Source organism: Streptomyces sp. NPDC047525, assembly GCF_040643025.1.
GTDB lineage: Bacteria > Actinomycetota > Actinomycetes > Streptomycetales > Streptomycetaceae > Streptomyces > Streptomyces durmitorensis.
Window position 1 is genome coordinate 230,909 of record NZ_JBEYTL010000011.1, and the last position, 26,400, is coordinate 257,308.

25 protein-coding genes are annotated in these 26,400 nt (G+C 71.3%); 3 read left to right on the forward strand and 22 right to left on the reverse strand.

Going from position 1 to position 26,400, the window contains the following annotated elements; all coding sequences use genetic code 11:
• Positions 1 to 16 precede the first annotated feature (16 nt).
• The 6 genes from ABZ833_RS30265 to ABZ833_RS30290 all read right to left on the reverse strand — a co-directional run bounded on the left by ABZ833_RS30265 (position 17) and on the right by ABZ833_RS30290 (position 5,375).
• Entirely contained in the window at positions 17 to 775 is a 759-nt protein-coding gene (locus ABZ833_RS30265; protein WP_361052922.1) for an SDR family oxidoreductase, read from the reverse strand.
• Positions 768 to 1,289 (reverse strand): cupin domain-containing protein, encoded by a 522-nt coding sequence (locus ABZ833_RS30270; protein WP_249590951.1) that lies wholly within the window; start codon positions 1,287 to 1,289, stop codon positions 768 to 770. The genes ABZ833_RS30265 and ABZ833_RS30270 overlap by 8 nt, the downstream gene beginning before the upstream one ends.
• Positions 1,280 to 2,095 (reverse strand): alpha/beta hydrolase, encoded by an 816-nt coding sequence (locus ABZ833_RS30275; RefSeq protein WP_361052925.1) that lies wholly within the window; start codon positions 2,093 to 2,095, stop codon positions 1,280 to 1,282. Before ABZ833_RS30275 ends, ABZ833_RS30270 begins: the two co-directional genes overlap by 10 nt.
• Positions 2,092 to 2,889, reverse strand: coding sequence for an aspartate dehydrogenase domain-containing protein (locus ABZ833_RS30280; RefSeq protein ID WP_361052928.1), 798 nt, complete (start codon positions 2,887 to 2,889; stop codon positions 2,092 to 2,094). The genes ABZ833_RS30275 and ABZ833_RS30280 overlap by 4 nt, the downstream gene beginning before the upstream one ends.
• Positions 2,886 to 3,824 carry a VOC family protein gene (locus ABZ833_RS30285; protein ID WP_361052931.1) on the reverse strand — a complete coding sequence of 313 codons (939 nt, stop codon included), beginning with the start codon at positions 3,822 to 3,824 and terminating at the stop codon, positions 2,886 to 2,888. Before ABZ833_RS30285 ends, ABZ833_RS30280 begins: the two co-directional genes overlap by 4 nt.
• Before the next feature lie 63 nt (positions 3,825 to 3,887).
• Entirely contained in the window at positions 3,888 to 5,375 is a 1,488-nt protein-coding gene (locus ABZ833_RS30290) for an aldehyde dehydrogenase (RefSeq protein ID WP_361052933.1), read from the reverse strand.
• 366 nt (positions 5,376 to 5,741) lie between these two features.
• Between ABZ833_RS30290 and ABZ833_RS30295 the strand changes: the two genes are divergently transcribed.
• Positions 5,742 to 7,121 carry an MFS transporter gene (locus ABZ833_RS30295; RefSeq protein WP_361052936.1) on the forward strand — a complete coding sequence of 460 codons (1,380 nt, stop codon included), beginning with the start codon at positions 5,742 to 5,744 and terminating at the stop codon, positions 7,119 to 7,121.
• A gap of 91 nt (positions 7,122 to 7,212) precedes the next feature.
• Here ABZ833_RS30295 and ABZ833_RS30300 read toward each other — a convergent pair whose 3' ends face one another.
• The 8 genes from ABZ833_RS30300 to ABZ833_RS30335 are packed head-to-tail and all read right to left on the reverse strand — an operon-like array spanning position 7,213 to position 15,398.
• A complete protein-coding gene (locus tag ABZ833_RS30300; RefSeq protein WP_361052939.1) occupies positions 7,213 to 7,977 on the reverse strand; it encodes a ferredoxin reductase in 765 nt (254 codons plus the stop codon).
• On the reverse strand, positions 7,970 to 8,605 hold the full coding sequence (locus ABZ833_RS30305; protein ID WP_361052942.1) for a sulfite oxidase-like oxidoreductase: 636 nt from the start codon (positions 8,603 to 8,605) through the stop codon (positions 7,970 to 7,972). Before ABZ833_RS30305 ends, ABZ833_RS30300 begins: the two co-directional genes overlap by 8 nt.
• A complete protein-coding gene (locus tag ABZ833_RS30310) occupies positions 8,602 to 9,972 on the reverse strand; it encodes an amidohydrolase (protein ID WP_361052945.1) in 1,371 nt (456 codons plus the stop codon). Before ABZ833_RS30310 ends, ABZ833_RS30305 begins: the two co-directional genes overlap by 4 nt.
• 44 nt (positions 9,973 to 10,016) lie before the next feature.
• A complete protein-coding gene (locus tag ABZ833_RS30315; protein ID WP_361052948.1) occupies positions 10,017 to 10,814 on the reverse strand; it encodes a purine-nucleoside phosphorylase in 798 nt (265 codons plus the stop codon).
• A complete protein-coding gene (locus ABZ833_RS30320; protein ID WP_361052951.1) occupies positions 10,811 to 11,710 on the reverse strand; it encodes an ABC transporter permease in 900 nt (299 codons plus the stop codon). The genes ABZ833_RS30315 and ABZ833_RS30320 overlap by 4 nt, the downstream gene beginning before the upstream one ends.
• On the reverse strand, positions 11,707 to 12,786 hold the full coding sequence (locus ABZ833_RS30325) for an ABC transporter permease (protein WP_361052954.1): 1,080 nt from the start codon (positions 12,784 to 12,786) through the stop codon (positions 11,707 to 11,709). The genes ABZ833_RS30320 and ABZ833_RS30325 overlap by 4 nt, the downstream gene beginning before the upstream one ends.
• A gap of 1 nt (position 12,787) precedes the next feature.
• Positions 12,788 to 14,362, reverse strand: a complete 1,575-nt coding sequence (locus ABZ833_RS30330; protein ID WP_361052956.1) for an ABC transporter ATP-binding protein — start codon at positions 14,360 to 14,362, stop codon at positions 12,788 to 12,790.
• A complete protein-coding gene (locus ABZ833_RS30335; protein ID WP_361052959.1) occupies positions 14,346 to 15,398 on the reverse strand; it encodes a BMP family ABC transporter substrate-binding protein in 1,053 nt (350 codons plus the stop codon). The genes ABZ833_RS30330 and ABZ833_RS30335 overlap by 17 nt, the downstream gene beginning before the upstream one ends.
• 363 nt (positions 15,399 to 15,761) lie before the next feature.
• On the opposite strand from ABZ833_RS30335, the gene mtnA reads away from it, so the two are divergent.
• Complete coding sequence (gene mtnA, locus ABZ833_RS30340) at positions 15,762 to 16,814, forward strand: S-methyl-5-thioribose-1-phosphate isomerase (protein ID WP_361052962.1); 1,053 nt, start codon at positions 15,762 to 15,764, stop codon at positions 16,812 to 16,814.
• 219 nt (positions 16,815 to 17,033) lie between these two features.
• Here the strand turns inward: mtnA and mtnB are convergent, their stop codons facing one another.
• From mtnB to ABZ833_RS30380, 8 genes are all read right to left on the reverse strand, one after another.
• Positions 17,034 to 17,642 (reverse strand): methylthioribulose 1-phosphate dehydratase, encoded by a 609-nt coding sequence (mtnB, locus tag ABZ833_RS30345; protein ID WP_361052965.1) that lies wholly within the window; start codon positions 17,640 to 17,642, stop codon positions 17,034 to 17,036.
• Complete coding sequence (gene mtnC / locus ABZ833_RS30350) at positions 17,639 to 18,388, reverse strand: acireductone synthase (RefSeq protein ID WP_361052968.1); 750 nt, start codon at positions 18,386 to 18,388, stop codon at positions 17,639 to 17,641. Before mtnC ends, mtnB begins: the two co-directional genes overlap by 4 nt.
• The gene (locus ABZ833_RS30355) at positions 18,385 to 18,969 is read right to left on the reverse strand and encodes a cupin (RefSeq protein ID WP_361052971.1); all 585 of its coding nucleotides are present in this window, start codon (positions 18,967 to 18,969) and stop codon (positions 18,385 to 18,387) included. The genes mtnC and ABZ833_RS30355 overlap by 4 nt, the downstream gene beginning before the upstream one ends.
• A 58-nt stretch (positions 18,970 to 19,027) precedes the next feature.
• On the reverse strand, positions 19,028 to 20,092 hold the full coding sequence (locus tag ABZ833_RS30360; protein ID WP_361052973.1) for an LLM class flavin-dependent oxidoreductase: 1,065 nt from the start codon (positions 20,090 to 20,092) through the stop codon (positions 19,028 to 19,030).
• Positions 20,093 to 20,249: 157 nt separating this feature from the next.
• Positions 20,250 to 21,872, reverse strand: coding sequence for a glycerol-3-phosphate dehydrogenase/oxidase (locus ABZ833_RS30365; RefSeq protein WP_361052976.1), 1,623 nt, complete (start codon positions 21,870 to 21,872; stop codon positions 20,250 to 20,252).
• Between the two features lie 4 nt (positions 21,873 to 21,876).
• The gene (glpK, locus tag ABZ833_RS30370; RefSeq protein ID WP_361052979.1) at positions 21,877 to 23,418 is read right to left on the reverse strand and encodes a glycerol kinase GlpK; all 1,542 of its coding nucleotides are present in this window, start codon (positions 23,416 to 23,418) and stop codon (positions 21,877 to 21,879) included.
• A 63-nt stretch (positions 23,419 to 23,481) separates the two neighbouring features.
• A complete protein-coding gene (locus tag ABZ833_RS30375; RefSeq protein ID WP_361052982.1) occupies positions 23,482 to 24,273 on the reverse strand; it encodes an MIP/aquaporin family protein in 792 nt (263 codons plus the stop codon).
• Between the two features lie 335 nt (positions 24,274 to 24,608).
• Entirely contained in the window at positions 24,609 to 25,373 is a 765-nt protein-coding gene (locus tag ABZ833_RS30380) for an IclR family transcriptional regulator (protein WP_249590972.1), read from the reverse strand.
• A gap of 287 nt (positions 25,374 to 25,660) precedes the next feature.
• Here ABZ833_RS30380 and ABZ833_RS30385 point away from each other — a divergent pair.
• On the forward strand, positions 25,661 to 26,400 hold a 740-nt coding region (locus ABZ833_RS30385; RefSeq protein ID WP_361052985.1), incomplete at its 3' end, for a homocysteine S-methyltransferase family protein.

A 26,400-nucleotide genomic window follows, 5' to 3' on the forward strand; every position in this document is an offset into this window, starting at 1 on the left:
TACGTGCTCCGTTGCGTCAGTTCATGGTGAAGCCGCCGTTGACGGCGACCACCTGTCCGGTCAGATAGCGGGACTCCTCGGAGAGGAGGAAGGCGACGAGCCCGACGAGATCGTCCGGCTGCTGCGGGCGCGAGATCGCCCGGTTGCCCCGGTAGAGCGCGTGCCGCTCGGCCGGCACCGTCTCGGTGGCCTCGACCTCGGTGAGTCCCGGTGCCACCGCGTTCACGGTGATTCCCTTGTCGCCCAGCTCACGCGCCATCGCCCGGGTCAGCGCGATGACCGCGCCCTTGGAGGCGATGTAGTGGGCGAGCCGCGGCGATCCGTAAAGGGCCGCGTCCGAGGCGATGTTGACGATCCGCCCGGGGGAGCGGAACAGCGGGTGGAGGGCCTTGGCGACCAGCCACGGGCTGCGGGCGTTGACCGCCATCAGGCGGTCCCACACCTCGATGTCGATGTCCTGGAACTCCTTGCCGCCGACGCCGTTGGCGAGCGCGGCATTGTTGACCAGGCCGTACAGCGGACCCAAGTCCCGCACCGCGGTGGCCAGTTCATCGACCGAGTCGGGATCCGCCACGTCGCACCGCACGAAATGCGCGTCCAGGCCCTCCGTACGCAGCTCCGCGACGGCCTCCTGGCCGCGCCCCGCGTCCACCTCCGCGACGACGACCCGGAAGCCGTCCTCGCCCACCCGGCGGGCCATGGCCAGTCCGAGGCCACGGCCCGCGCCGGTGATGACGACGGTGCGGTCGTCCGTCACGGGTGACGTCTCAGTCACGGGTGACGCCGTGCATCGGCGAGTGCTCGGGGTACGTCGGAACCTGCGGCTTCTGCGTGCCGATGACGACGCAGAAGAGCGCGTCGGTGTCGCCCTCGTTCTTGAGGGAGCGCGCCACGCCCGCCGGGACGACGATCATGTCGCGGTAGCCGAGCGTGCGGTACTCCACCTCGTCGGCGCCCCGGTGGATGCCCACCTTGACCTGGCCCTCCAGGACGAAGAACGCCTCCTCGACGTCGTGGTGGGTGTGCTCGGGGCCCTCGGCGCCCGGCGGGAGCAGCATGTTGGAGAAGGTGAAGCCGCCGGACGGCAGGATGCGGCTGTCGTTCTCGTGGTTGCCGGTCGCGCCGGAGCCGACGTAGCGGATCTGGCCGCGGCGGTACTGCGGGCCCGCCTTCTCCTGGAAGGACAGCGTGCTGAAGTCCGCGACGCGGGACTCCTTGGTGGCGATCAGCGAGTCGGTGTATTTGCCGAGGTCGCTGCCGTTGTCGTAATCGGTGGTGGTCAGAGGCATGAGGAAGGCTCCTGTTCGGGGATGTGGGCGGTGATGCGGAGGTGGGAGAGGACCCAGGCGTTGAACGCCTCGGGCCGCTCCTGGTTGGCCAGGTGACCGGCGTCCTTGACGATCACGTAGGCGGATCTGTGCAGGGCTCCGGCGATGGACTGTGAGGCCTCCATGCCGGTGACCCGGTCCTGGTCGCCGCAGAGGACGAGGGCGGGCGCGGCGATGCCGGGGATCTCGGGCCGCAGATCGGCGCCGGCCATGGACTCGGCGGCGTACGCGTATCCCGGCAGGCGCACGGACGCGGCCATGGTGTCGACGACCCGCCGGACGAGCTGAGGGGGCGCGTCCGGCGAGACGAGCCGGGGCCCGCGCCGCTCGGCGAACGCCTGCGGCCCGAGCTCCGCGAGCTCGGCGGCCCGCTGCCGCATGGCGTCGGCCTTCGCGGGGTCGGTGCCGGAACCGGCGCTGGAGTCCGCGACGATCAGCGAATCGACGAGCTCGGGGTGCCGGGCCGCGAGCCGCAGCGCGATCACCCCGCCCCACGAGACGCCGAGGACGTGCGCGCTCGCGCCGCGCTCCCGGATGATTCCTGCCGCCGCGTCCACGAAGCCGTCCAGGTCCAACGACCCTTTTGGATCAGCGGACTTGGCGTACCCGGGAGCGTCCCAGGCCACGACCCGCACGTACGCGGACAGCTCGGCGAGCTGCGGCGCGAAGGCGGCGGACGAGGAGCCGATGCCGTGCAGGCAGAGCAGCAGCGGCCCGGCGGAACCCGCCTCCTCGACATGGACGGCCTCGACATGGACGGCCGTCACAGGATCTGCCCCGTCCGCCCGGCGAGCGCCGCGAGACTGCGCAGGACCGCGTACGGCACGACCTGGCTGGTCGCCGGGTTGCCCGGGTCCGGAAGATGCGCGACCTCGAAGCGGTACGTGCCGTGCGCGCCGGACGCCTCGACGACGTGCCGCGTGTGGTGGGCGCCGGGATCGGCGACGACCTGGACCCGCACAGCGTCCAGGTCGCCGACGGCGAGGGCGACCGATGCCGCGACGTTCGTCGACTTGGGGAACTTCACGGGGACGTCGCGCGCGGTCCCGGACATGACCTCGACCGGACCGGTCGCCGTCCGCATCCGGGACAGCAACTCCGCGTCCATCCAAGGCTGTTCGAGCGTGGACGGCAGCTTGGTGGTGGTCAGCCGCACCTCGTCGAGCGGGCCGAGTGAGCGCACGGCCTGGAGCAGGTCGAGCCCGCCGACCGCGCCCCCGGTGAAGTACACCCGGCCGGGACCCGCGGACAGGAGCCGTTTGGACAGCTCCTCGTCGGTGAGCGCGCCGGTCGAGGCGATCAGCAGATCGGTCCCGGAGGAAAGGACACGCTCGCCCCATTCCCGTACGACGCCTTGGCCCGCCGCCTCGACGATGAGGTCGCAGCGCTCCATGGCCTCGTCGAAGGAGACCTGCGGGGCGGGTGCGCTCTCGCCGAGCGGACGGTTGTCGACGAGGCAGGTCAACTCGGCGCCGGTGATTCGCTGTTCGGCGAGCGCGGTACCGACCACGCGGCCGATGGCGCCCCAGCCGACGATGCCGACCTTGCGTACGCGCGTCATGCCTGAACCTCCAGGTTGTCTTGGCGGGAGAGGGGGCCCGGGTCGGGCGAACCCGCCATGTGGCAGCGGATCTCCTTCGACGGCGGCCCTGCCGTCCCCCACAGGTCCGACAGCTCGGGCACCCGCCGCCAGACGCGGGCGATCCACGCGTCCTCGACGATCTGCGCGACCTCGGACGTGTACTCGCAGACGAGCCCGGAGGGGTCGGTGAAGTAGGAGAAGGTGTTGTTGCCGGGGCCGTGCCGCCCGGGGCCCCACTGCGGGTCGATGCCGTGGTGCCTGAGCCGGCCCAGGCCCCGCATGAAGTGGTCGACCGAACTCATCTCGTACGCCACGTGGTTGAGCGAGGCCCACTCGGCCTGGTTGAAGGCGATGCAGTGGTGGTCGGCGTTGCAGCGCAGGAACGCCATCTGGTGCTCGGACCAGTCGGAGACGCGCAGGCCGAGGACGTCGCGGTAGAAGGCGACGGAGGCGTCGATGTCCGCCGTGTTGAGCACCGCGTGCGTGACGCCGACCGGCACGGCGCCGTCGCTGCCGCGCGGCGCGACCGCGTGGACCTCCGCGCTGATCTCGATCAGACGGTGCTCGGGGTCGGTGAAGCGCAGGCCGTAGCCGCCGCCGACCTGGTCGAGGGGGCCCGGCCCCGCGACCGGTGTGATGCCGCGCGCGAGCAGCCTGCGGGCGGCCTCGTCGACCTCGGCGGGCGTGCCCACCGCGAAGGAGATCCTGCCGAGGCCCGTGCGGTCGGCGCGGGTGAGCTGGAGTGCGTGGTGTTCGGCGCCGGTGCCGCGCAGCCAGGCGGCCGTGCCGCGCTCGGACTCGACGGTCTGAAGGCCCCAGACCTCCTGGTAGAAGTCGGCGGCCTCTGTGAAGGAGGGGGTGAGGAGCTCGACGGAGCGCAGGGCGCGGAGGCGGGCGATGGGAGGTTGGGACATGACCTGCTCCAGAGGTGCAGAGGTGCAGAGAGACGGAGAGCCAGACAGGCGGACGTGCTGGGTTCAGCCCGCCCAGGGGAGAGGCGCTTCGGAGACGCCCCAGTACAGGGACTTCTGGCGCTGGTAGGCGCGGATGCCGTCGCGGCCCTTCTCGCGGCCGAGTCCGCTCTCCTTCATGCCGCCGAAGGGCGTGGCGATGCTGAACTGCTTGTAGGTGTTGATCCAGACCGTGCCCGCGTCGACGCGCTGCGCGATGCGCCAGGCGGCCCGGTGGTCGCGGGTCCAGATGCCGCAGGCGAGGCCGTAGACACTGGAGTTGGCCTGCCGCACGAGATCGTCCTCGTCGTCGAAGGGCAGCGCGACCAGGACGGGCCCGAAGATCTCCTCCTGACAGGTCCGCGAGGAGTTCGGGAGGCCGTCAAGGACGGTGGGCAGGTAGTACGCCCCGTCCTGGTATTCGGGGCCCTGCGGCACGCCCCCGCCGCACAGCACCCGCGCACCTTCCTCGCGCGCGAGATCGACGTACGCGGCGACGGAGTCCCGGTGCCTGTGGTGGACGAGCGGCGCGACCTGGGTGTCCGGGGCGGTACCGGGCCCCACGCGCAGCTTGCGTACGCGCTCGACGAGCCCGCTGACGAACTCCTCGTACAGCTCGCGGGCGACGAAGAGCCGTGACCCCGCGATGCAGGACTGTCCGCTGGAGGAGAAGATCCCGAACATCACGCCGGCCAGGGCCTGCTCGACGTCGGCGTCGGCGAGGACGACCGTCGGCGACTTGCCGCCCAGTTCGAGCGAGACCGGCATCAGCTTCTCGGCGGCGGCGTGCGCGAGCGTACGGCCCGTGCTCGTGCCGCCGGTGAAGGTGACCTTGCCGACGTGCGGATCGCGGACGATCGCGTCCCCGACGAGGCTTCCGCGCCCGGTGAGCACGGACAGCAGCCCGGCCGGGAGCCCGAGTTCGTCCAGCGCGCGCGTGATGAGGCGGCCGAGCGCGAGGGAGACGAGCGGGGTCCACTCGGCGGGCTTGAGCAGCACCGCGTTGCCGCCCGCGAGCGCCGGGGCGAGCTTCTGGGCGTCGCTGGCGATGGGGGAGTTCCAGGGGTTGATCGCGCCGACGACGCCGATCGGCTCGTGCACGCTCAGCGTCACGTAGTCGCCGCGCGAGGGCGTGATCGCCTCCTCGGCGGTCTCCAGGGCGGCGGCCGTGTAGCGGAAGGTGGCCGCCGCGCTGCCCACCAGGGCGCGGGTCTCGGTGAGCGCCTTGCCGGTGTCGGCGGTCTGCAGGGCGGCGAGGTCGTCCGTGGACTCCTCGATCAGCTCGGCGATGCGGTGCAGGAGCAGGGCGCGCCGGTGGGGCAGGAGGTCGCGCCAGCGCGGATCGGCGGCGGCCTCGGCCGCCCCTCGCGCCGCTTCGGCGACCTCGTCGAGGGAGACCGCGTGGACGGTGGCGATGACGCGGCCCGTCGCCGGGTCGACGGTGTCGGCCGGGGCGCCCGCGCCGCGTCGCCACTCGCCCGCGATGAGTGCTGCGTCGGCTGGGATGCGGGGCATGGGGGCCTCCTGGCGGAACGGGACGTGGTCGAACAGAACGTGGCCGAGCGGGACTTGAGGGAGGGGTCCCGGGTGAACGTCGAACGTTCTTCGGTAAGCGCTAGAAATCTAAGGGCTTAAATATCTGGAGCGCAAGACCTTCCGGTCGACGGTCTTCGAGGATTTCCCCTGCGGAGACTCTTGACGCGCTCCGGTGCCGGGACGGTACAACTTAAGCGCTTAGAAACTTTGCGCTTACTCGCTTCTTGGCCTGAGTTTCCCCAGACTCCGTGGCCGTCGCGTTCCCCGCCCGTCCTCGCCTGCCCCCGCTCGGCCCTGCCCTTCTGCTCGTCCCCGCCCCCGCCCCCTCAGCAGCGGAGTTCCCGCATGACGATCGACGCTTCCCCGGACCGAGCGGTCCGGGCCGCCATAGCCGCCCGCTTCGAACGGCTCCCCCTGTGCCGCTGGCACGTCACCGTCCGGCTCATCGTGGGCGCGGTCACCTTCTTCGAGGCCTTCGACCAGCTCCTGATCGCCTACGCCCTGCCCGGACTGCGCCAGGAGTGGGACCTCAGCACGTCCGCCGCGACGCTGCTGCTCACCGTCGGCTCGATCGGCATGCTGATCGGGGCGCTGCTCTCCGGGCGGCTCGCGGACCGGATCGGCCGCGTGAAGGTCATCGCGCTGTGCGTGGCGGTGTCCAGCGTCGCCAACCTGGCCCTGTCCGTCGCCACGTCGCCCGACGCCTTCATGGCCCTGCGGTTCGTCCAGGGCCTGGCGATCGGGGGCGAGGTGCCGGTGGCGGCTACCTTCATCGCCGAGATCACCCGCAGCCACCAGCGTGGCCGCTTCGTCCTCCTCTACGAGCTGGTGTTCCCGGCAGGTCTCACCGTGGGCGCGCTGGTCGCGGCCTGGGTGGTGCCGATTCTGGGCTGGCGCTGGATGTACGCGCTCGCGGCTCTGCCGGGCCTGCTCTGCATCCTCGTACAGCGCAAGGTCCCCGAGTCGCCGCGCTGGCTCGCGGACCACGGCAGGGCGGACGAGGCGGCCGAGGTGATGGCCGGCATCGAGACGGAGGTCGAACGGATCACGGGCAAACCGCTGCCGCCCGTTCCCGAGGCGCTGCCCGTGGCGGCTCCCGGGGAAGCGGCTTCCGGGCTGCGCGGCTTGTTCACCGGCCGCTACCGGCGCCGGACGCTGGTGATCGGCGTGCTCTGGTTCACCGGCTACTTCGTGAACTACGGCATCACGTCCTGGCTCCCGACGATCTACCAGAACCGCTACGACCTCTCCCTCTCGGACGCGCTCCTCTACTCGACGGTCACGTCCTGCGCGGGTCTGCTCGGCTGCCTCGTGGCCGCGCTGACGGTGGACCGCCTGGGGCGCCGGAAGGTCATCACGGGGTGTCTGGGCGGGGCCGCGGTGATGCTGGTGGCGCTCGCGGCCGTGGGCGCGGGCACGCCGGTGCAGGTCCTGGTGTGGACCTCGCTCGCGGCGGTCTTCTTCTTCGGCTCCAACATCTGCCTGTACCTGTACACGCCGGAGCTCTTCCCGACGCGGATGCGGGCGCTGGGAAGCAGCATGGGCGGCGCGATGAACCGGCTCGGTGTGATCCTCGGGCCGATCGTGGTGGGGGTCGTCTACGCGGGCGGCAATGTGTCCACGGTGTTCGTGATGCTGGGGGCGGTTGCCGTGGTCGGCTCCATCGTGGCTGCCCTCGGGGCGGAGGAGACGGCGGGGCGGCGTCTTGAGGAGGTTTCGCCGTAGCTTCCTCCGTACACACGCGGACGCCGGGCGGGCTGGAGATCTCCAGCCCGCCCGGCGTCCGCGCGTGCGGGGGCTCAGGCGCCCCCGAGGGTCACCCGAACCGCTCGATCCGGATCCGGTCGACCGGCTGGCCCCCGGCCACCAGCAAGCGCGACGCATGCTCGGCGAAGCCGTTAGAGCCGCAGATGTACGCCTCCCAGCCCCCCTCGGGCTGAGCGGGCCCCAGCAGCGGAGCCAGGTGCTCGGCGCTCAGTCGGCCCTCCGTCCGCGTGAGGACGACCGTGGTCTCGTCGCCGTACTCCTCCGCGTAGATCAAGTCCTCCGGCGTACGCGCCGAGACGAGCAGCCGCAGCGGCACCGGACGCCCGGCCCGCCGCCAGTGCCGCAGCATCGACATCAGCGGCACCACACCGGACCCCGCACCGAGCAGCAGCGCGGGACGGTCCCCGGGCCACGCGAAGAACCCGGACAGCGGCCCCCGCACCTCCACCACGTCGCCGACGCGCGCGACCGTGTGCAGATGACCGGACACCTCGCCGCCCGGCACATGGTCCAGGGTCAGCTCGATCTCGCCGCCCTCGTCCGGGGCCGATGCGATCGAGTAGTGACGCTGGGCGACGTACCCGTCCGGGGCCGTGAGTCGCAGCATCAGATGCTGGCCCGGCAGATGCCCCTGCCAGTCCGGCACCTTCAGACGGAAGCTCGACACCGTGCCGGCCGCGTTCTCGCGCCGGACGTCCACCACCACCGCCCGCTGCCAGACCGCCGCCGCGCGATTGCTCACCGCGATCCGTCCGGGCACGGCGAACCGCGTCGGGGGCACGAAAGTCCCTGCCGCAGTCTCAGTCTCAGTCACCGGAGTAACGCTCCTCACGCCAGGGATTGCCCCGGTGGTGATAGCCGTTCTGCTCCCAGAAGCCCGGCTCGTCGTGGTCGAGGAGCCGCAGCCCCGCGACCCACTTCACGCTCTTCCAGAAGTAGAGATGGGGGACGATCAGGCGCGCGGGGCCGCCGTGCTCGGGAGGCAGCGGGCCGTCCCCGTACTCCCAGACGATCCACGCCTTCCCGCCCGTCACATCGGCGAGGGGGAGGTTCGTGGTGTACCCCGTGTGCGAGTACGCGACGACATGCGTGGCCTCGGGGCGCGGCCCGGCGGCGGCCAGGAACGCGTCCAGGCTCGCCCCGCCGAAGCGCACCCCGAACTTGGACCAGCTGGTCACGCAGTGGATGTCCCCGCGGTACTCGGACGCGGGCAGCTCGTGCGCGTCGTCCCACGTCCAGGTGCGCGGGGACGCCACGAGACCGTCCACGCGGAACGACCACTCCGCGGGCGTCAGCTCGGGCGTCACCTCGGCGGACAGGACGGGCCAGCCGTCGGCGGCGTCGTACTGCCCGGGAGGCAGCCGTGGGTCGCGGTCGGCCGCGCGGGCGCGGCCGGTGAAGCCGCGGGTGGGTTCGACGGGCATACGGTGCTCGATGGTCATACGGTGCTTGCCACTTCGGAGGTGCTCGGTGCCGCGGAGTCGGCCGCGTCTTGCAGGGCTCGCAGCGCGCGCTGCTCGTCCACTGTCTCCAGCGTACGGTCGCGCATCAGGACACGGCCGTCGACCACCGTGTCGCGCACGTCGGACGAGGCGGCGGAGTACGCCAGCATCGACCACGGGTCGTGCCGCGGCGTGAGATGCGGCCGGGCGAGGTCGAGGACGATCAGGTCCGCGCGCTTGCCCGGCTCCAGGGAGCCCAGCTGGTCGCCGAGGCCAAGGGCCCGCGCGGATTCGACGGTCGCCATCCGCACGGCCTGCTCGGCGCCGACCGCCGTCGGATCGCCGCCCGCCTTGTGCACGAGCGCCGCGAGCTTCACCGCGCCGAGCAGGTCGAGCGTGTTGGAACTCACGGCGCCGTCCGTGCCGAGGCCCACCGTGACGCCCGCGTCGAGCAGGGCGGGGACGCGGGCGATGCCGCAGCCCAGCTTCAGGTTCGACACCGGGCAGTGCGCGACGGCCGTGCCGGTGCGGGCGATGGCCTCGATCTCCGCGTCCGTGAGGTCCACCGCGTGCGCGAGCAGCGTGTCCGGGCCGAGCACGCCCAGCGAGTCGAGCAGCTCCACCGGACGCATGCCGTGCTGCCCGGTGACCATCTCCACCTCGCCCGCGTTCTCGGCGGCGTGGATGTGCAGGAGCGCGCCGTGCTCGCGGGCCAGCGCGCTGATGGCCGTCAGCTGCTGCGGCACGAGGGTGTACGCGGAGTGTGCGAAGACCACAGGCCGGGTGCCCGGCGCCGGGGTGCGGGCGGCCAGGTCGGCCGCCGCCCAGCCGAGCCGGTCGGCGTAGGGGCGACCGTCCGGCGGGCCCGGCACGTCCATGAACGTGGGGCCCGTCAGGAGGCGCCACCCGGCATCGCGGGCCACGGCCTCGGCCGCCTCGTGGAACCAGTACATGTCGAGCGCCGTGGTGACCCCGCCGCGCACGGACTCGGCGATCGCGCCCTGGATGCCCGCCGTCACCGTCTCCGGGGAGAGCTGCTGTGCCTCGGCCGGGATCACGCGGGCCAGGAAGCCCTGCAGGGTGAGGTCGTCGGCGATGCCGCGGAACAGGGTCATCGCCAGGTGCGTGTGCGTGTTGATCAGGCCGGGCAGGACGAGGCAGCCGCGGGCGTCGAGTTCGTCGGCGGCCTCGTACGCGGCGCGCAGCCGCTCGGCGGGGCCGACCTCGACGATCCGGCCGTCGCGCACGGCGACGGCGCCGTCCTTCACGACCGTGCCGGACGCGTCGACGGTGAGGACGTCGCCGCCGTGGACCAGGAGGTCTATGGAGCCGCCCCGGTCCTGGGCCGGCAGGTCAGTGGGGTGCATCGGTTCCGTTCTCCACAAGGTCGTTCGGGTGGCTTGCTCGGTGCTCAGTGCTCCGTGGCGGCAAGGAGCCGGAGCGCGTCCAACGCTATCCGGGCGCCACGGTCGACTCCTTCGGCCACCACGTTGCGGTGCGGGTTGTATCCGCCGGTGGCTTCCTCGTCGACGAGCTCGTCGGCGTTGGCGCCGTCGACGACCAGTGCGCCGCCCGCGACGAGACCGTGCGTGGACGCGAAGACGTACAGCGCCGAGAGCTCCATCTCGATGGCCGCGATACCGGCGGCCGCGTACGCCTCGCCGGGCAGCGGCAGGAAGCCGGGCTGGAACGCGGCCCGCGTCCACACCACGCCACGGTGGTACGGGGCTTCGGCCGCGCGGGCCGCCCGCTGGAGTGCGATGACCGCCTCCGGGGCCGCGAACGCCGGGTACTCGGCGGGGATCAGCTGCTGCGTCACGCCGTCGTCGCGCACCGCCGCGTCCGCGATGACCAGGTCGCCGTCGCGGATGCCGGGGCGGATCGCCCCCGCGGTGCCGAGGCGCAGGATGGTGGTGACGCCCGCATCGGCGAGCTCCTGGAAGAGCAGGATCGCGCCGGGGGCGCCGACGCCGTGCGAGGCGACGACGACCGGAGTGCCCTGCCACGTGCCGGTGAAGGTGCGGTACTCGCGGTGGTACGACACCTCCTTCGCGTCGTCCAGGAGATCGGCGACGGCGCTCGCGCGCGCCGGGTCGCCGACGACGACCGCGCGGGTGGGCAGGCCGGTGCGGGGGACGCGGGTGATGGGCAGCGCGTCGGTGAGCGCAGGGGCTTCGGTCGTCAGGTCGGCAGTCAGGTCGGTCGTCATGTGGATGCTCCTACCAGAGGCGTCGTCTTGCGGCGGCGCCTGCGCGCCGTGGACAGGAAGAGTGCGGCGAGCGTCACCACGTACGGCGCCGCGTCGGTCGCCTGCTGCGGCATGCCGAGCCCCTGGAGACGGAAGCCGACGGCCTCCGCGATGCCGAAGAGCAGCCCGGCGAGCAGCACGCCGAGCGGCAGGGCGCGGCCCAGCATCACGGCCACCACGGCGATCCAACCACGCCCGGCCGTCATGTTCTCGGAGAACAACGTGACGTTGCCGAGGGCGAGTTGGGCGCCCGCGAGGCCGCACAGGACGCCTGACGTCAGGACGGCGGCGTACTGGTACTTCGCCGGGCTCACCCCCAGCGTCGCCGCCGCGTCGGGCGCCTCGCCCACTCCGCGAAGGCGCAGGCCCCACGGGTGGCGGGCCAGGAACACCGCGGCCACGGCGACGGCGGCCCACGAGAGGTACACGAGCGCGGAGTGCCCGGAGAACACCGCCCCGACGAACGGGACGTCGAGGCCGCCGAGCCCGGCCAACTCCGGGTCGGAGAAGGTGCCCTGCACGCCGAAGACCGTACGCAGCAGGAACCCCGTCAGACCGACCGCGAGGAGGTTGAGCGCGACGCCGAGCACGACGGCGTCCCCGCGCAGCGAGATCGTCCCGACGGCCAGGATCATCGAGTACGCCGCCGACGCGAGGGCGGCGAACACGACACCGAGCCAGGCGCTCCCGGTGAACCAGCTGCCCGCGACACCGCTGAAGCAGCCGATCAGCATCATGCCTTCGAGGCCGATGTTGAAGACGCCCGCGCGCTCGCAGATCGCGCCGCCGAGTGCGGCGAGGAGGATCGGGGTGAGGGCGAGGAGCGCCGAGTGGAACAGCGCGGAGTCGATGCTCATCGCACGCTCACTTCCTTCACTTCGATCTCGGCGGTGGGCTTCTTCCTCGCCCGCCGCCACGTCAGGTTGAGCCGCGCCGCCAGGAAGACGATGACGACGGCCTGGAGGACCTGCGTCAGCTCGCGCGGTACTTCGGTGGTCCGCTCCATGGCGAGCCCGCCCACTTCGAGCGCCGCGAAGAACAGGGCGGCGAGCGCCGTCCCGAGGGGCGCCGCGGCGGCGAGGAGCGCGGCCGTCAGACCGGTCCAGGTGTGCCCGGCCGCGGTGAGCGAACCGTCGATGAAGCGATAGGGGAAGCTCAGTACGCCGATGGAACCGACCAGGCCCGCGACGGCCCCGGAGAGCGCCATGAGCCGCAGCGTGAGCCGCGGCCTGTCGACCCCCGCGTACGCGGCGAAGCGCGGGTTGAGCCCCGTCATGCGGATCTCGTAGCCGGTGGCGGTACGGGCGTCGGCGAACACGAAGACGGCGACCGCGGCGGCCACGAGGAGCAGCCCGACGGTGACGGTCGACGACCCGAAGGCGGGCAGCTCGACCCCGTCGGGAAGCCGCCGGGTCTGCGGAAGGCTCGACCCGTCCTCCTTGAGCGGAAAGCGCGCGAGGTAGGAGGCGAAGGACATCGCCGGATAGCCGAGCAGCAGGCTGCTGACGAGCAGCGGCACCCCGAACCGGTTCTGGCAGACGGCGGCGAGCGCGGCGTAGGCGGCGCCGGCCGCCATCCCCGCGAGCAGGCAGGCGACGACGGTCAGCGGCGCGGGCAGCGGCGAGTAGAGCCCGGTGGCGGCCGCGGCGATCCCGCCGAGCACCAGCTGCCCGTCACCGCCGAGGTTGAGCAGCCCCGCCCGCATGGGGATCGCGAGCGCGAGGGCGAGACCGATGACGCTGGTCCCGGTGGTGAGCGTGGACCCGATGCCGTCGGGCCCGAGCGCGCCGCTGACGACGGAGCCGTACGCCCCGACGGGATCGGCCCCCGTCCCGACGAGGAAGAGCGCGCCGACGATCACGGCGGCGACGACCGAGTGCAGCGCGGGGGAGCGAAGGCTCCGGCTGCCCAGGGAGCGGATCGTGGCACCCATGTCAGGGGGCCTCCTTCACGGGGGCGGGTTCGCTCTCGCGGGGAGGCGGGACCGTGACTTCATCGGTAGTGCCGGTGCCGGTGCCGCCCGCCATGGCGAGACCGAGGGTTCGCTCGTCCGCGTCCGCGCGGGCGTACTCCGCGGCCACCCGGCCCTCGTACATCACCAGGACACGGTCGGACAGGCCGCGGATCTCGCTCAGTTCGGCGGAGACCAGGAGGATCGCGTGGCCCGCGTCGCGGTGGGCGATCAGCTGGTCGTGGATGGTCTGGATGGCGCCGATGTCGACGCCCCGTGTGGGCTGCTCGACGATCAACAGGGGTGATTCGTGGGCGAGTTCGCGGCCGATCACCAGCTTCTGGAGGTTGCCGCCGGACAGCGAGCCCGCCGTGTGGCGGGACGATGCCGCCCTGATGCCGAAGCGTTCGATCAGGACGCGCGCGTGCTCGCGGAGCCAGGACGGGCGCAGGAGGCCGTGCCCCCGGTGGTGGCCCATCGCCAGGTTCTCGGCGATCGTCGCGGCCTGCGCCGTGCCGACCGCCGCGCGGTCCTCGGGGACGTAGGCGAGACCCGCCGCGCGGCGCCCCGTGGCCGACGCGTCCGTGATGTCCTGCCCGCAGAGCGTGACCCGGCCGCGGGAGACCGGACGCAATCCGGCTATCGCCTCGACGAGTTCGCTCTGACCGTTGCCCGCCACGCCCGCGATCCCCACGATCTCGCCCGCGCGGACGGAGAGCGTGACCTCGCGCACGGCGTCCGTCGACAGGGAATCGACGAGAAGGACGTCGCCGCCCGGTGTGCCCGTCGGATGCACGCGGTCCAGCTCCACCGCGCGTCCCGTCATCGCCGCTGCGATCCCGTCGGCGCTGGTGTCCGCGGTCCGCATCCGCGCCGCGACGCGGCCGTCCCGCAGGACCGTCACCGCGTCGCTGCCCTCCATCACCTCGCGCAGCTTGTGGGTGACGAGGAGGATCGTGCGCCCGTCGTCCGCGAGGGAGCGCAGCACACGGAACAAGGCGTCGGCCTCCGACGGGGTCAGGACCGCCGTCGGCTCGTCGAGGATCAGCGTGCGGGCGCCGCGGTAGAGGAGCTTGAGGATCTCCACCCGCTGGCGCACGCCCACCGGCAGGTCCCCTACCTTCGCCGCCGGGTCGACCGCGAGCCCGTGCTCATCGGCGAGCGCACCCACCCGCCGCAGCGCCTCCGCCCGGTCCGTCAGACCGAAGCGGCGCGGCTCGGCGGCGTACACGACGTTCTCCGCGACCGTGAAGGACGGGAAGAGCTTGAAGCTCTGGTGCACCATGCCGAGGCCCGCCGCGATCGCCTCGCTCGGGCTCGCGAACGTGCGCTCGCGCCCGTCGAGCAGGATCTGCCCGGCGTCCGGCCGCTGCAGCCCGTAGAGCACGGACATCAGCGTCGACTTGCCCGCGCCGTTCTCGCCCATCAGGGCGTGGATCTCGCCGCGCGCGACGGTCAGGTCCACCCGGTCGTTGGCGAGGGTGCCGGGAAACTCCTTGGTGATGCCGCGGAGTTCGACGGCGGGGGAGCCGGTGCCGGAATCAGGCCGCGGGGTCATTGACCTTCAGCTTCCCCGCGACGATCTCGTCCCGCAGCGACTCGACGCGCTTCAGCACGTCCTTGTGGTCGGCGATCAGGCACTGGGAGTCCGCGACGCCGGGCTCGAGACCGGTCAGCGACATCCCGCCCTCCTTGAGGCCGTACGACACCGTGGTGCCGCCCTTGCCCTTCAGGATCTGCGCGATGCCCTTCTCGACGGCGACATCCGTCTTCTTCAGTACGTTGTCGACGACGACCCCGGCATTGCCGACGCACTGGTTCGCGTCGACGCCGTACGCCTGGAACCCCTTGGCCTTCGCGGCCTGGAAGACACCGGTGTTGCCGCCCGCCGCGGCCGCCATCACCTGGTCGGCACCGCCCGAACCGATGGTCGCCGCCTGGTCCTTGGCGCGCGCCGCGTCACTGAACGGGGACTGTCCGCCGACGAAGAGCGTGCGGTCCTTGACCCCCGCCTTCGCCTTCTTCGCACCGGCCGCGAACGGCTCGCTGTAGCGGCGGAACTGCACGCTGTCGAGGACGACGACGGCGCCCACCTTGTTGCTCTTGGTGAGCAGCCCGGCCTCGGCGCCCGCGAGGTACACCGCCTCGTGCTCGCGGAAGACCGCGCACGTGACGTTCTTGTACGTCTTCTTCGTGCACGCGTCGACGAGCAGGAACTGCTGCTTGGGGTGCGCCTCGGCCTGCTGGGCGGCGATGTCGGCGAACTCGAAGCCGACGAGCGCGATGACGTCGGGCGCGGAGTCCACGGCCGACTGCACGTTCTGCTGCTGCGAGGACGTGTCGCTGCTCTGGAAGACCTTCGGGGTCCCGGCGCCCTGTGCCTTCGCCGCCGACTTGACCCCGCTGACGGCCAGCTTGAGGAACTCGTTCTGCGCCACCGGGTCGGGCGTGACGAGCGTGAACGACTTGGCTCCCTCGCCGGCGTCCGCATCGCCCTTCTTCGCCGCCGCGTTGCAGCCGGTGGCGAGAAGGGCGGCGCCGACGGCGAGCGACGACAGCCGAAGGGACGTACGACGGGATATGCGAAGCGGCATGCGCAGGGACATACGGGAGCGCCTTCTCGAAGGAGCCTGGGAGCCCAGGCGGTGGCAGGGGGCGGTTCGGGACGTGCGAAGCGGTGTCGCTCAGCGACAGCAGCGGCGACAGCGGCACATTCGGCGGCCGTCGCTCACGCTGTTGGTCACGGCGGGGCAGCGCATGGAGCCGGCGGTCCGCTGGGCTTTCATGGCCGTCCTCCTCGCACCGTGGGTCGATCCGTCCTGGGTGGCGGTGAGGGTAACACCGGATTTCGGACAGCCGCACGAACGTCTCGAAATATGGTTCGAGCACGTCAGGTACGGTGACGGCACCCCTCCCCGCATGGCCACAAACGCCCCTATTTTCCCGGAGTTGAGCACATGAGCAGCCAGGACCTGCGCGCTGTCGCGTGGACGGCGGCCGCGGAGGGCGCCGCGCCCTCCCTCTCCCTCATCGACCAGACCGCGCTCCCGCACGCCCTGGAGCGCCTCGACGTCACGACGGTCGACCAACTGATCGACGCGATCGTGCGGCTCGTGGTCCGTGGGGCACCCGCGATCGGCGCGGCCGGTGGGTACGGGGTCGCGCTCGCCATGGCGCAGGGCGAGCGCGAGGGCTGGGACCGGGCACGCCTGGACGCGGAGGTCGCGCGGGTGCGTGCGGCGCGGCCCACCGCCGTGAACCTGATGGTGTGCGTGGACCGGGTCGCCCCGCTCATCGGCGCCGGTCTGCCCGCGGTGCTCGCGGAGGCCGACGCGATCGTGCGGGAGGACCTGGAGGCGAACCACGCGATGGGCGCGTTCGGTGCGGACTGGCTCCTGAAGCGTCTGTCCGTGGACCGTCCGCTGCGGATCCTGACCCACTGCAACACGGGCGCGCTCGCCACGGCGGGCTGGGGCACGGCGCTCGGCGTCATACGCGAACTGCACGGCCGTGGCCACCTGGAGACGGTGTACGCCGACGAGACCCGCCCCCTGCTCCAGGGCGCGCGCCTGACGGCGTGGGAGCTGGCCCAGGAGGGGATACCCCACTTCGTCCAGGCGGACGGGGCGGCCGCGGGCACGATTCTGCGCGGCGAGGTGGACGCGGCGATCGTCGGCGCGGACCGGATCGCCGCGAACGGCGACACGGCCAACAAGGTGGGCACCGTGGGGATCGCGCTTGCGTGCGCGTACGCGGGAATCCCGTTCGTGGTGGCCGCGCCCACGACGACAGTGGATCTGGCCACGGAGACGGGGGCCGACATTGAGATCGAACTGCGGGGTGAGGACGAGGTGTTGGAGTGGGGCGGCGTGCGGACCGCTCCGGCGGGGTCGCGGGGGCACAACCCTGCCTTTGATGTGACGCCGGGTTCGTTGGTGACGGGGTTGGTCACTGAGCGGGGTGTGCTGGAGGTGGGGGCGGGGGAGTTGCCGGAGTCCCGGCTGAGCTAAGAGCCTTTTCCCCAACCCCGCCCCTTCCCGAAAACCGTGCCTGCGCCCCGGGCCTACCTGGGGCTCCGCCCCAGCCCCCGAACAAGATGTCCTCAAACGCCGGACGGGCTATATCTAGCCCGTCCGGCGTTTGAGGACGAACTCGGCGAAGCCGGTGATGACGGCAACCAAGGCCCCCGCGCCGAGCGGGTTTTCGGGAAGGGGCGGGGTTGGGGAAAATCAACCCCGCGTCAGCTCAAGCTCCAGCAACCACTCCACCACCTCAGTACGATGCCGCGCCTCGCGAGGATCCGCACCCCACACATAAAGCCCGTGCCCAGCCACCACCACCGCCGGCATCCCGGGCGAAAGCGCAGCCTCCAACCGATCCCCGAGCACACTCATGTCCTGGCTGTTCTCGATCACCGGCAGCGTCACGGCGACCTCATGCGTCCCGTGCCCCAGCCCCTTCAGCATCTCCAGGTCCCGGAACGCCACACCCCCCGGCTTCCGGTGACCCATCGCCACCGACGCCACGGTGTGGACATGCACCACGGCCCCGGCCCCGGTGAGCGCGGCCACCCGCGCGTGCAGCGCCGCCTCGGCCGAAGGGCGCCCCGCGCCGAGCGCCGCACCGGACGCGTCCGTCAACACCACGTCCGCCGCGGTGAGTTCACCCTTGTCCCGCCCACTCGCCGTCACGGCGAGCTGAAGCGGCGTACGCGAGAGGACCACGGACAGGTTCCCGGACGTACCCCGCATCCATCCGAACGAGGCGAAGCGCGCGGCCTCGGCGGCGAGGACGGCGCCCGCCTCCTCCAGGTCGAGCACGGCAGTGGTCTCACTCATCGAACGCTCCTGCTTCCTGACACAAGGCTGATCTCGTCGAAGGCCGCGGCCTCCGGATGTCCGCCGACCCCTGCGGCGAAGTAGGGCTCCCCGGCCCGCCGCACACCGACGGTCCGCCACCCGGCGTCCCGCGCCGCGTCCAGCTCCCCGAGCCGGTCGGAGAGGAACAGCGTGCGGCCGGGGTCCACCCCGACAGCGGCGGAAATGGCCCGGTAGGAGTCCGGCTCCTGCTTGGGGCCCGCGTTCTCGGTGTCGTAGAAGCCGCTCACGAGCTCCATCAGGGACCCCTCGGGCGAGTACGTGAACCACGCCCGCTGCGCCGAGACGGACCCGGACGAGTACACGTAGAGCCGCACCCCGCCGCCGTCCCCGTCCGCAGCCCAGCCCCGCAGCACACCGATCACCTCGGGGTAGAAGTGCGAGACCAGCTCGCCCCGCGCGAAGCCCTCCGCCCAGAGGATGCCCTGGAGCGTCTTCAGGGGCGTCGCCTTGCGATCGGCGTCGACCCATGCGCCCAGGATCTGCTCCACCCGCGCGGCATCAGCCCCCGGCTCACCGGCCAGTTCGCGCACCTGCGCGACCGCCCGCGCCACCTCCGGCTCGTCGCCCCGCGAGGCGAGCAGCGCCCCGAAGCGTTCGCGGGCGTAGGGGTAGAGCACGTCCACCACGAACCCCGTGGCGCTCGTGGTTCCCTCGATGTCGAGGACCACGGCGTCCACGGAGCCCGCATCGAACTGAACGGTCACGCCGTGTACCCCGCGTGGATCGCGTCGAAGTCCGGGAAGCGGTCCGCGATCGGGCTGCCCGTGAACGTGCCGATCCAGCCGTCCTCCTCGTGGAAGAAGCGGATCGCCGTGAACGCGGGGGACGTGCCCATGTCGAACCAGTGCGTCGTGCCGCGCGGCACCCCGAGCAGATCGCCCTTCTCGCAGTAGACCGCGTGCACTTCGCCGGCCACGTGCAGATAGAAGATGCCGGAGCCCGCGACGAAGAACCGCACCTCGTCATCGTCGTCGTGCGTGTGCTCGGCGAGGAACTTCTGCCGGGCGGCCTTCGCCTTCTCGGGCCACTCGGGGTCGTCGCTGGGGTGCAGCGCGACCACGTCGACCGTCTGGAAGCCCTCTTCGGCGTTGAGCCGGTCGATCTCCGTGCGGTACGCGGCGAAGACGGCGTCGCTGTCCGCGTCGGCGGGCACGTCCTCGCGCACCGGCCACTGCTCGTAGCGCACACCGACGGGGGCGAGCGCGGCGGCGATCTCGGCCGGGTCCGAGGTGCGGCGTATGACGGTCTCGGGGCCGGACTCCGGCCAGGTCGTCAGGAGGGTCATCGATCACTCCAGGGCAGGTCAGGGATGTGTTCGGATCGTAGCTCGCGGTCCGGACACGTCACACGGTGTCCCACAGCGTGGACGGCGCCGCCCTGCGCACCACCGGCGCGACCTCCTCGGCGAACCGCTGCAGCGTCTCGATCTGCTCGCCCCGCTCCAGACCGAAGCCGTCCACGGTGACGGACTGCAGGTCGTGCCCGTACACCTCGTGGTAGCCCAGGATCTTGTCGATGATCTGCTGCGGGGAGCCGATGAGCTGGGGCCCGTCGGCGATCGCGTCCTCGATGGTGCGGAAGGGGGTGTTGTAGCCCGCCCTGCCCGCCAGATGCGGTTTGAAGGTCTGGCGCACCTTCGCCTCGTACAGCTCGCCGTAGCGCGAGACGGCCTGCTCGGCGGAGTCCGCGATGAGCAGTCCGCCCGAGCCCGCGGCCACCCGCGCGTGCGCCGGATCGTGCCCGTACTCCTCGAACCGCTCGCGGTAGTGCGCGATGAGTTTCGCGTACGCGGCACGCGGCTGGATGGCGTTGGCGGTGAACAGCGGATCCCCGTGCTTGGCCGCCAGATCGGGGGAGTTGAGGGACGTCGCCGAACCGTGCCAGATGCGCGGCACACCCGCGTACGGGCGCGGCACCGTCGTCACGTCCTTCAGCGCGGGCCTGAACTCGCCCTCCCAGTCGACGTTCTCCTCGCTCCACAGACGGCGGAGCAGCTCGTACTTCTCCTTCTGCAGATCCCACTGCCGCTCCTCGTCGAGCCCGAAGAGAGCGAAGTGCCCGGCCTCCGCGCCCTTGCCGATCACCAACTCGACGCGCCCGCGCGAGATCTGATCGAGCGTCGCGTAGTCCTCGGCCACCCGCACCGGGTCGAGGATCGCCACGACGGTGACGCCGGTGAGCAGCTTGATGCGCGTGGTGCGTGCGGCGAGCGCGCCGAGCACGACGGTCGGGCTCGACGACAGGAAGTCGCCCGCGTGGCGCTCGCCCACGGCGTACGCGTCGTAGCCGAGCCGCTCGGCGGCCACGCCGACCTCGATCACGTCGGCCAACCGGTCGGCGGACGAGGGGAGTTGGCCGGTCAGTGGGTGCGGGGCATGGCCGATGATCGACAAGACCTGGAACTTCATGGCTCTCACTCTTCCCGCGCCCTGTTGCACCCGTATGTACGCGGCATGGCGGCACGCCTGAACGCGGTACGGCGGCACGCCGGGCCCGGGGTCCGAACACGCCGAAGGGCGGCTCCCCCTCCCGCGGGGAACCGCCCTTCAACAGCCTTCGGTGTGACTACTTGCCGTCGAGCACGTCCTGGACCTTGCCGCGGACCTCGTCCGTGGCGAGACCGCGGATCGTCAGCGTCGTACGGCGGCGAAGGACGTCGTCCGCCGTCTCGGCCCACTCGTGGTCACGGGCGTAGACGACCTGGGCCCAGATCTCCGGGGCGTCCGGCGAGACGCGCTCGGCCAGCTCCGGGTTCTCGTTCGCCAGACGGGCGATGTCGAAGGAGAGCGAGCCGTAGTGCGTCGCCAGGTGCTTGGCGGTGTCGGCGGCCATGCGCGGGCCCGGCGCCGGGCCGTCGACGAGCAGGCGGTGCGCGACCGCGCGCGGGTTGGCGATGCCGGGCAGCGGAAGCCGCTTCTGGAGCTGCGAGATCGGCTCGTAGTCGTCGCCGAGCGGGTGGCCCGGCAGCGACTCCAGCTTCTTCATCACCGTACGGCCGATGTGGCGGAAGGTCGTCCACTTGCCGCCCGCGACCGAGAGCATGCCGCCCGCGCCCTCGGTGACGACCGTCTCGCGCTTGGCCTTGGAGGTGTCGCCGGGGCCGCCGGGCAGGACGCGCAGACCCGCGAAGGAGTACGTGATCAGGTCACGGGACAGCTGCTGGTCGCGGATGGAGAACGCGGCCTCGTCCAGGATCTGGGCGGTGTCCGCCTCGGTGACCTTGACGTCCGCCGGGTCGCCCTCGTACACCTCGTCGGTCGTGCCGAGCAGCAGCATGTCCTCCCACGGCAGGGCGAACGTGATGCGGTACTTGTCGATCGGCGTGGCCAGCGCGGCCTTCCAGGGGGCGGTGCGCTTGAGGACCAGGTGCGCGCCCTTGGAGAGGCGGATGGAGGGGTCCGCGTCCGGGTTCTCCATCTTGCGCAGGTGGTCGACCCACGGTCCGGTCGCGTTGAGCACGAGCCGCGCGTTGACGCCGAACTCGTCGCCGCTCATGCGGTCCTTGAGCTCCGCGCCCGTGACCCGGCCCTTGGTGAAGCGAAGGCCCGTGACCTCGGCGTGGTTGAGGACGGCGGCACCGGCCTCGACGGCCGCGCGGACCGTCATCAGGGCCATGCGCGAGTCGTTCATCTGGTCGTCGCCGTACACGGCCACGGCCTTGAGGTTGTCCGTGCGCAGCTCCGGCACGTCCTGCGCGGCCTTCGAGGGGCTGAGCAGGTGGCCGACGCCGTCGCCGAAGGCGGAGAGCGCCGAGTAGGCGAAGACGCCCGCGCCCAGCTTGGCGGCGCCGTGCGGGCCGCCCTTGTAGACGGGCAGGTAGAAGGTGAGCGGGTTCGCCAGGTGGGGGGCCACCTGACGCGACACCGCGCGACGCTCGAAGTGGTTCTCCGCGACCAGCTTCACCGCGCCGGTCTGCAGGTAGCGCAGACCGCCGTGGAGGAGCTTGGAGGAGGCGGAGGAGGTGGCGCCGGCGAAGTCACCGGCGTCCACCAATGCCACCCGCAGTCCCGACTGCGCGGCATGCCAGGCGGTGGAGATGCCCAGGATCCCGCCGCCGATCACCAGGAGGTCGTACGTCGCCTTGGAAAGCTGCTCCCGGGTCTCGGCGCGGCTCGCCACTGGAAAAGAGGCACGTGAACCGGCAGCCGGATGCGTCCCGAGGGCAGGGACGCTCTGCAGGGTGGTCATGTTCTTACTCCTCGTCCTCGATCCAGCCCATGGTCCGCTCGACGGCCTTGAGCCAGCTCTTGTACTCACGGTCGCGGGTGTCCGCGTCCATGCGGGGGGTCCACTCCGCCGCCCGGCGCCAGTTGGCGCGCAGTTCGTCGGTGCCGGACCAGAAGCCGACGGCGAGACCGGCGGCGTAGGCGGCGCCGAGGCAGGTCGTCTCGGCCACCATCGGGCGCACCACCGGTGCGTCGACGAAGTTCGAGAGCGTCTGCATCAGCAGGTTGTTGGAGGTCATGCCGCCGTCGACCTTGAGGGCCGTGAGCTCGACGCCGGAGTCCTTCGTCATGGCGTCGGTGATCTCACGGGTCTGCCAGGCCGTGGCCTCCAGGACGGCGCGCGCGATGTGCGCCTTGGTGACGTACCGGGTGAGACCGGCGATCACACCGCGGGCGTCGGAACGCCAGTACGGGGCGAAGAGGCCGGAGAAGGCCGGTACGAAGTAGGCACCGCCGTTGTCCTCGACCGACGACGCGAGCGTCTCGATCTCGGCGGCGGAGTTGATCAGGCCCATCTGGTCGCGCATCCACTGCACCAGCGAACCGGTGACGGCGATGGAACCCTCGAGTGCGTAGACCGGCTTCTGGTCGCCGATCTGGTAGCCGACGGTGGTCAGCAGGCCCGAGTAGGAGTTGATGGCCGACTCACCGGTGTTCATCAGCATGAAGGTGCCGGTGCCGTACGTGGACTTGGCCTCGCCCTTGGCGAAACAGGTCTGGCCGAAGAGGGCCGCCTGCTGGTCACCGAGCGCGGAGGCGACGGGGACGCCGGGCAGGACGTCGCCGAGCTTGCCGCCGGTGACCTCGCCGTAGACCTCGGCGGAGGAGCGGATCTCGGGGAGCATCGCCATCGGGACACCGATGGACTCGGCGATCTTCTCGTCCCACTTCATGGTGTGCAGGTTCATCAGCATGGTGCGCGACGCGTTGGTGACGTCGGTGACGTGCTTGCCGCCGTTGACACCGCCCGTCAGGTTCCAGATGACCCACGAGTCCATGGTGCCGAAGAGGATGTCGCCCGCCTCGGCGCGCTCGCGCAGGCCCTCGACGTTGTCGAGCAGCCAGCGGGCCTTCGGCCCGGCGAAGTAGCTGGCGAGCGGCAGGCCCGTCTCACGGCGGAAGCGGTCCTGGCCGACGTTGCGGCCGAGCTCCTTGCACAGGGCGTCGGTGCGGGTGTCCTGCCAGACGATGGCGTTGTGCACCGGCTCGCCGGTGTTCTTGTCCCAGAGCAGCGTGGTCTCACGCTGGTTGGTGATGCCGATCGCCTTGATGTCCTCGTGGGTGATCCCGGCCTTGGAGATGGCGCTCGCGACGACTTCCTGGACGTTGGTCCAGATCTCGGAGGCGTCGTGCTCGACCCAGCCCGGCTTCGGGAAGATCTGCTCGTGCTCCTTCTGGTCGACCGAGACGATCCGGCCGTCCTTGTCGAAGACGATGCAGCGGCTCGAGGTGGTGCCCTGGTCGATGGCCGCGATGAAGGGGCCAGCGGTGTGTGCGTCGGTGGTCACGGTGTGCTCCTGATTTCTTGCTCGGCGGTCTGTCTCAGGCGGTCATCGGCTGCTGTCGCGGTCTTACTTGAACGCGAGGTTGTAGAGACCGCCCGCGATGGCGCCGCCGATCAGCGGGCCGACGATGGGCACCCATGCGTACGTCCAGTCCGAGCCGCCCTTGTTGGGCAGCGGGAGCAGGGAGTGCACGATGCGCGGACCCAGGTCACGGACCGGGTTGATCGCGTAGCCCGTGGGGCCACCGAGGGAGAGACCGATGCCGACGACGACGAGCGCGGTGATCAGCGCACCGAGGACGCCGATGCCGTTGCCGTTGTCGTTCAGGCCCTGCGTGAGGATCGCGAGGACCAGCACGGTGGTCGCGATGACCTCGGTCAGCACGTTCTGCGCGTAGTTCCGGATCTCGGGGCCGGTCGAGAAGATGCCGAGCACCGGACCGGCCTTGGGCGCGCTCTTCAGGTCGACCATGCCCTCGTCCGCCGGCAGCGTGGCGAGGAGCTCGGGGTCGGTGAGGTGCGCCTTGAACTGGCCCAGGTAGGTGAGCCAGACCAGGATCGCGCCGATGATCGCGCCGAGCAGCTGCGAGCCGAGGTAGAGCGGAACATCGCTCCACTTGGTGCCGCCCTCGATGGCGAGACCGATGGTCACCGCCGGGTTGAGGTGGGCGCCTGACACGCCACCCGCCAGGTAGGCGCCGGTCAGCACGGCGAAGCCCCACCCGAAGGTGATCGCGAGCCAGCCGGCGTCCTTGGCCTTGGAGGCCTTGAGCGTGACGGCGGCGCAGACGCCACCGCCGAGCAGGATGAGTATGGCGGTACCGATGGTCTCGCCGATGAAGATGTCGGAGCTGGACACCCGCGACTCCTTTGTCCTTCGTCCAGGGGAAGGCGAACCCCGGGTCCCTCCGGTGGTCCGCGACCTCAGGTGAGGTCGTTGCCGGCCCTTGGCCTTGTCACACTCTAGCGCGTAATGCCGGTAGGTGTTCGACAATGCCGACCGATGGACGCGAGTCTCGCCCCGGGGTTACTTGCCCGTCAAGAGCTCTGTTATTGAAAACACGATCGTTATTGATCGTTCCGGGTTATCGATCCCCGTCGGGGCGAAACACGTGAATCGATCGTCGCGCAGAAGGGTGCCCCCTGCACGTTGAGCAGGGGGCAGACGGCGGAGGGCAGGCGGTGGGACGGGGGCTAGAAGCGCCCGGCACCCAGGTCCCGCGACACGGCGCGGGCGCAGTCCCGCACGGCCGCGATGAGGTCGGGACGCAGCTCCCCGTCCTTCTGGACGCGTTCCACCGCGCCGGTGATACCGACCGCGCCGACCGGCATGCGGCGCCGGTCGTGGATGGGGGCGGCCACGGAGGCGATGCCCTCCCACGTCTCCTCGACGTCGGATGCGTACCCGCGCGCGCGGGTGATGTCGAGGACGCCCTCGAAGTCGTCGGGGTCCACGACCGTGCGTGTGGTGAGGGCGGGCCAGTCGGCCTCCGCGGCCTCGCTGTGCGCCACGGGGTCGTACGCGGCGAGCACCTTGCCCAGGGCCGTGGAGTGCAGCGGCTGCATCGCCCCGACCTCCAGGACCTGGCGGCTGTCGTCGGGCCTGAAGACGTGGTGCACGATCAGGACGCCCTGCTGGTGCAGGACGCCGAGGTAGACGCTCTCGCCGCTGGAGCGGGCCAGGTCGTCGGTCCACACCAGGGCGCGGGCCCGCAGCTCGTGCACGTCCAGGTAGCTGTTGCCCAGGCGCAGGAGCTCGGCGCCGAGCTGATAGCGGCCCGACGCGGACTCCTGCTCGACGAAGCCCTCCGCCTGCAGGGTGCGCAGGATGCCGTGGGCCGTGCCCTTGGCCAGGCCAAGGGCGGACGCGATCTCCGAGAGGCCGAGCCGTCGCTCTCCGCCCGCGAGAAGCCGCAGCATCGCGGCCGCCCGTTCGAGCGACTGGATGTTCCGTGCCATCGCAGCCCCTTCCTCCGTCCCCTCTGACTCCACGTTCGACAATGACGAACACTATCGGTCGTTGTCGACCTCCCGCGACAGAGCGGCAGGCTGTGTTTCTCGACGTTTCTCGCCGTTTTCGCGCCGTGCCCGGGCCGCACGCCCCTCAGAAGCCGGACCGTGGGCGGCCCGGGGCGTCCGCACCATGAACACTCAAGCGCCGTGGACCTTCGTCCCGCTACCCTGACGGAGTGCGCCTTCCACCGAAGCGCAAAGCCGACAGCCGTCGCACCTCAGGGAGCTCTTTCATGGCCTCGTTGCCAACCCCCTCGTCCGGTCTCCACGACGGGACCCGAGTCGAAGCCCTTCGCGAAGCCCTTGCCACCCGTGTCGTGGTGGCCGATGGCGCGATGGGCACGATGCTCCAGGCGCATGACCCCACTCTTGAGGACTTCCAGAACCTTGAGGGTTGTAACGAGATCCTGAACGTGACCCGCCCGGACATCGTGCGTTCGGTCCATGAGGAGTACTTCGCCGTCGGTGTCGACTGTGTGGAGACGAATACGTTCGGCACGAACTTCGCCGCTTTGAGTGAGTACGACATCACCGAGCGGAACCTCGAGCTCTCCGAGGCAGGCGCGCGGATCGCCCGCGAGGTGGCCGACGAGTTCACCGCGAAGACGGGTCAGCAGCGCTGGGTGCTGGGCTCGATGGGTCCGGGCACCAAGCTGCCGACCCTGGGCCACGCCCCCTACACGGTGCTGCGTGACGCCTATCAGATCAATGCCGAGGGCATGATCGCGGGCGGCGCCGACGCGCTGTTGGTGGAGACGACGCAGGACCTGTTGCAGACCAAGTCGGCGATCCTGGGCGCCCGGCGGGCCCTGGAGGCCACCGGCACGAATCTGCCGCTGATCTGTTCGGTGACGGTGGAGACCACCGGCACGATGCTCCTCGGTTCGGAGATCGGTGCGGCGCTGACGGCGCTGGAGCCGCTGGGTATCGACATGATCGGCCTGAACTGTGCCACGGGTCCGGCCGAGATGAG

Excerpts from the sequence above, each read along its gene's own strand:
- ABZ833_RS30270 (WP_249590951.1), bottom strand. The coding sequence starts at position 1,289 with ATGCCTCTGACCACCACCGATTACGACAACGGCAGCGACCTCGGCAAA.
- ABZ833_RS30280 (WP_361052928.1), bottom strand. The coding sequence starts at position 2,889 with ATGACGCGCGTACGCAAGGTCGGCATCGTCGGCTGGGGCGCCATCGGC.
- ABZ833_RS30285 (WP_361052931.1), bottom strand. The coding sequence starts at position 3,824 with ATGTCCCAACCTCCCATCGCCCGCCTCCGCGCCCTGCGCTCCGTCGAG.
- ABZ833_RS30290 (WP_361052933.1), bottom strand. The coding sequence starts at position 5,375 with ATGCCCCGCATCCCAGCCGACGCAGCACTCATCGCGGGCGAGTGGCGA.
- ABZ833_RS30295 (WP_361052936.1), top strand. The coding sequence starts at position 5,742 with ATGACGATCGACGCTTCCCCGGACCGAGCGGTCCGGGCCGCCATAGCC.
- ABZ833_RS30305 (WP_361052942.1), bottom strand. The coding sequence starts at position 8,605 with ATGACCATCGAGCACCGTATGCCCGTCGAACCCACCCGCGGCTTCACC.
- ABZ833_RS30310 (WP_361052945.1), bottom strand. The coding sequence starts at position 9,972 with ATGCACCCCACTGACCTGCCGGCCCAGGACCGGGGCGGCTCCATAGAC.
- ABZ833_RS30315 (WP_361052948.1), bottom strand. The coding sequence starts at position 10,814 with ATGACGACCGACCTGACTGCCGACCTGACGACCGAAGCCCCTGCGCTC.
- ABZ833_RS30320 (WP_361052951.1), bottom strand. The coding sequence starts at position 11,710 with ATGAGCATCGACTCCGCGCTGTTCCACTCGGCGCTCCTCGCCCTCACC.
- ABZ833_RS30325 (WP_361052954.1), bottom strand. The coding sequence starts at position 12,786 with ATGGGTGCCACGATCCGCTCCCTGGGCAGCCGGAGCCTTCGCTCCCCC.
- ABZ833_RS30330 (WP_361052956.1), bottom strand. The coding sequence starts at position 14,362 with ATGACCCCGCGGCCTGATTCCGGCACCGGCTCCCCCGCCGTCGAACTC.
- ABZ833_RS30335 (WP_361052959.1), bottom strand. The coding sequence starts at position 15,398 with ATGCCGCTTCGCATATCCCGTCGTACGTCCCTTCGGCTGTCGTCGCTC.
- mtnA (WP_361052962.1), top strand. The coding sequence starts at position 15,762 with ATGAGCAGCCAGGACCTGCGCGCTGTCGCGTGGACGGCGGCCGCGGAG.
- mtnB (WP_361052965.1), bottom strand. The coding sequence starts at position 17,642 with ATGAGTGAGACCACTGCCGTGCTCGACCTGGAGGAGGCGGGCGCCGTC.
- ABZ833_RS30355 (WP_361052971.1), bottom strand. The coding sequence starts at position 18,969 with ATGACCCTCCTGACGACCTGGCCGGAGTCCGGCCCCGAGACCGTCATA.
- ABZ833_RS30360 (WP_361052973.1), bottom strand. The coding sequence starts at position 20,092 with ATGAAGTTCCAGGTCTTGTCGATCATCGGCCATGCCCCGCACCCACTG.
- ABZ833_RS30365 (WP_361052976.1), bottom strand. The coding sequence starts at position 21,872 with ATGACCACCCTGCAGAGCGTCCCTGCCCTCGGGACGCATCCGGCTGCC.
- ABZ833_RS30380 (WP_249590972.1), bottom strand. The coding sequence starts at position 25,373 with ATGGCACGGAACATCCAGTCGCTCGAACGGGCGGCCGCGATGCTGCGG.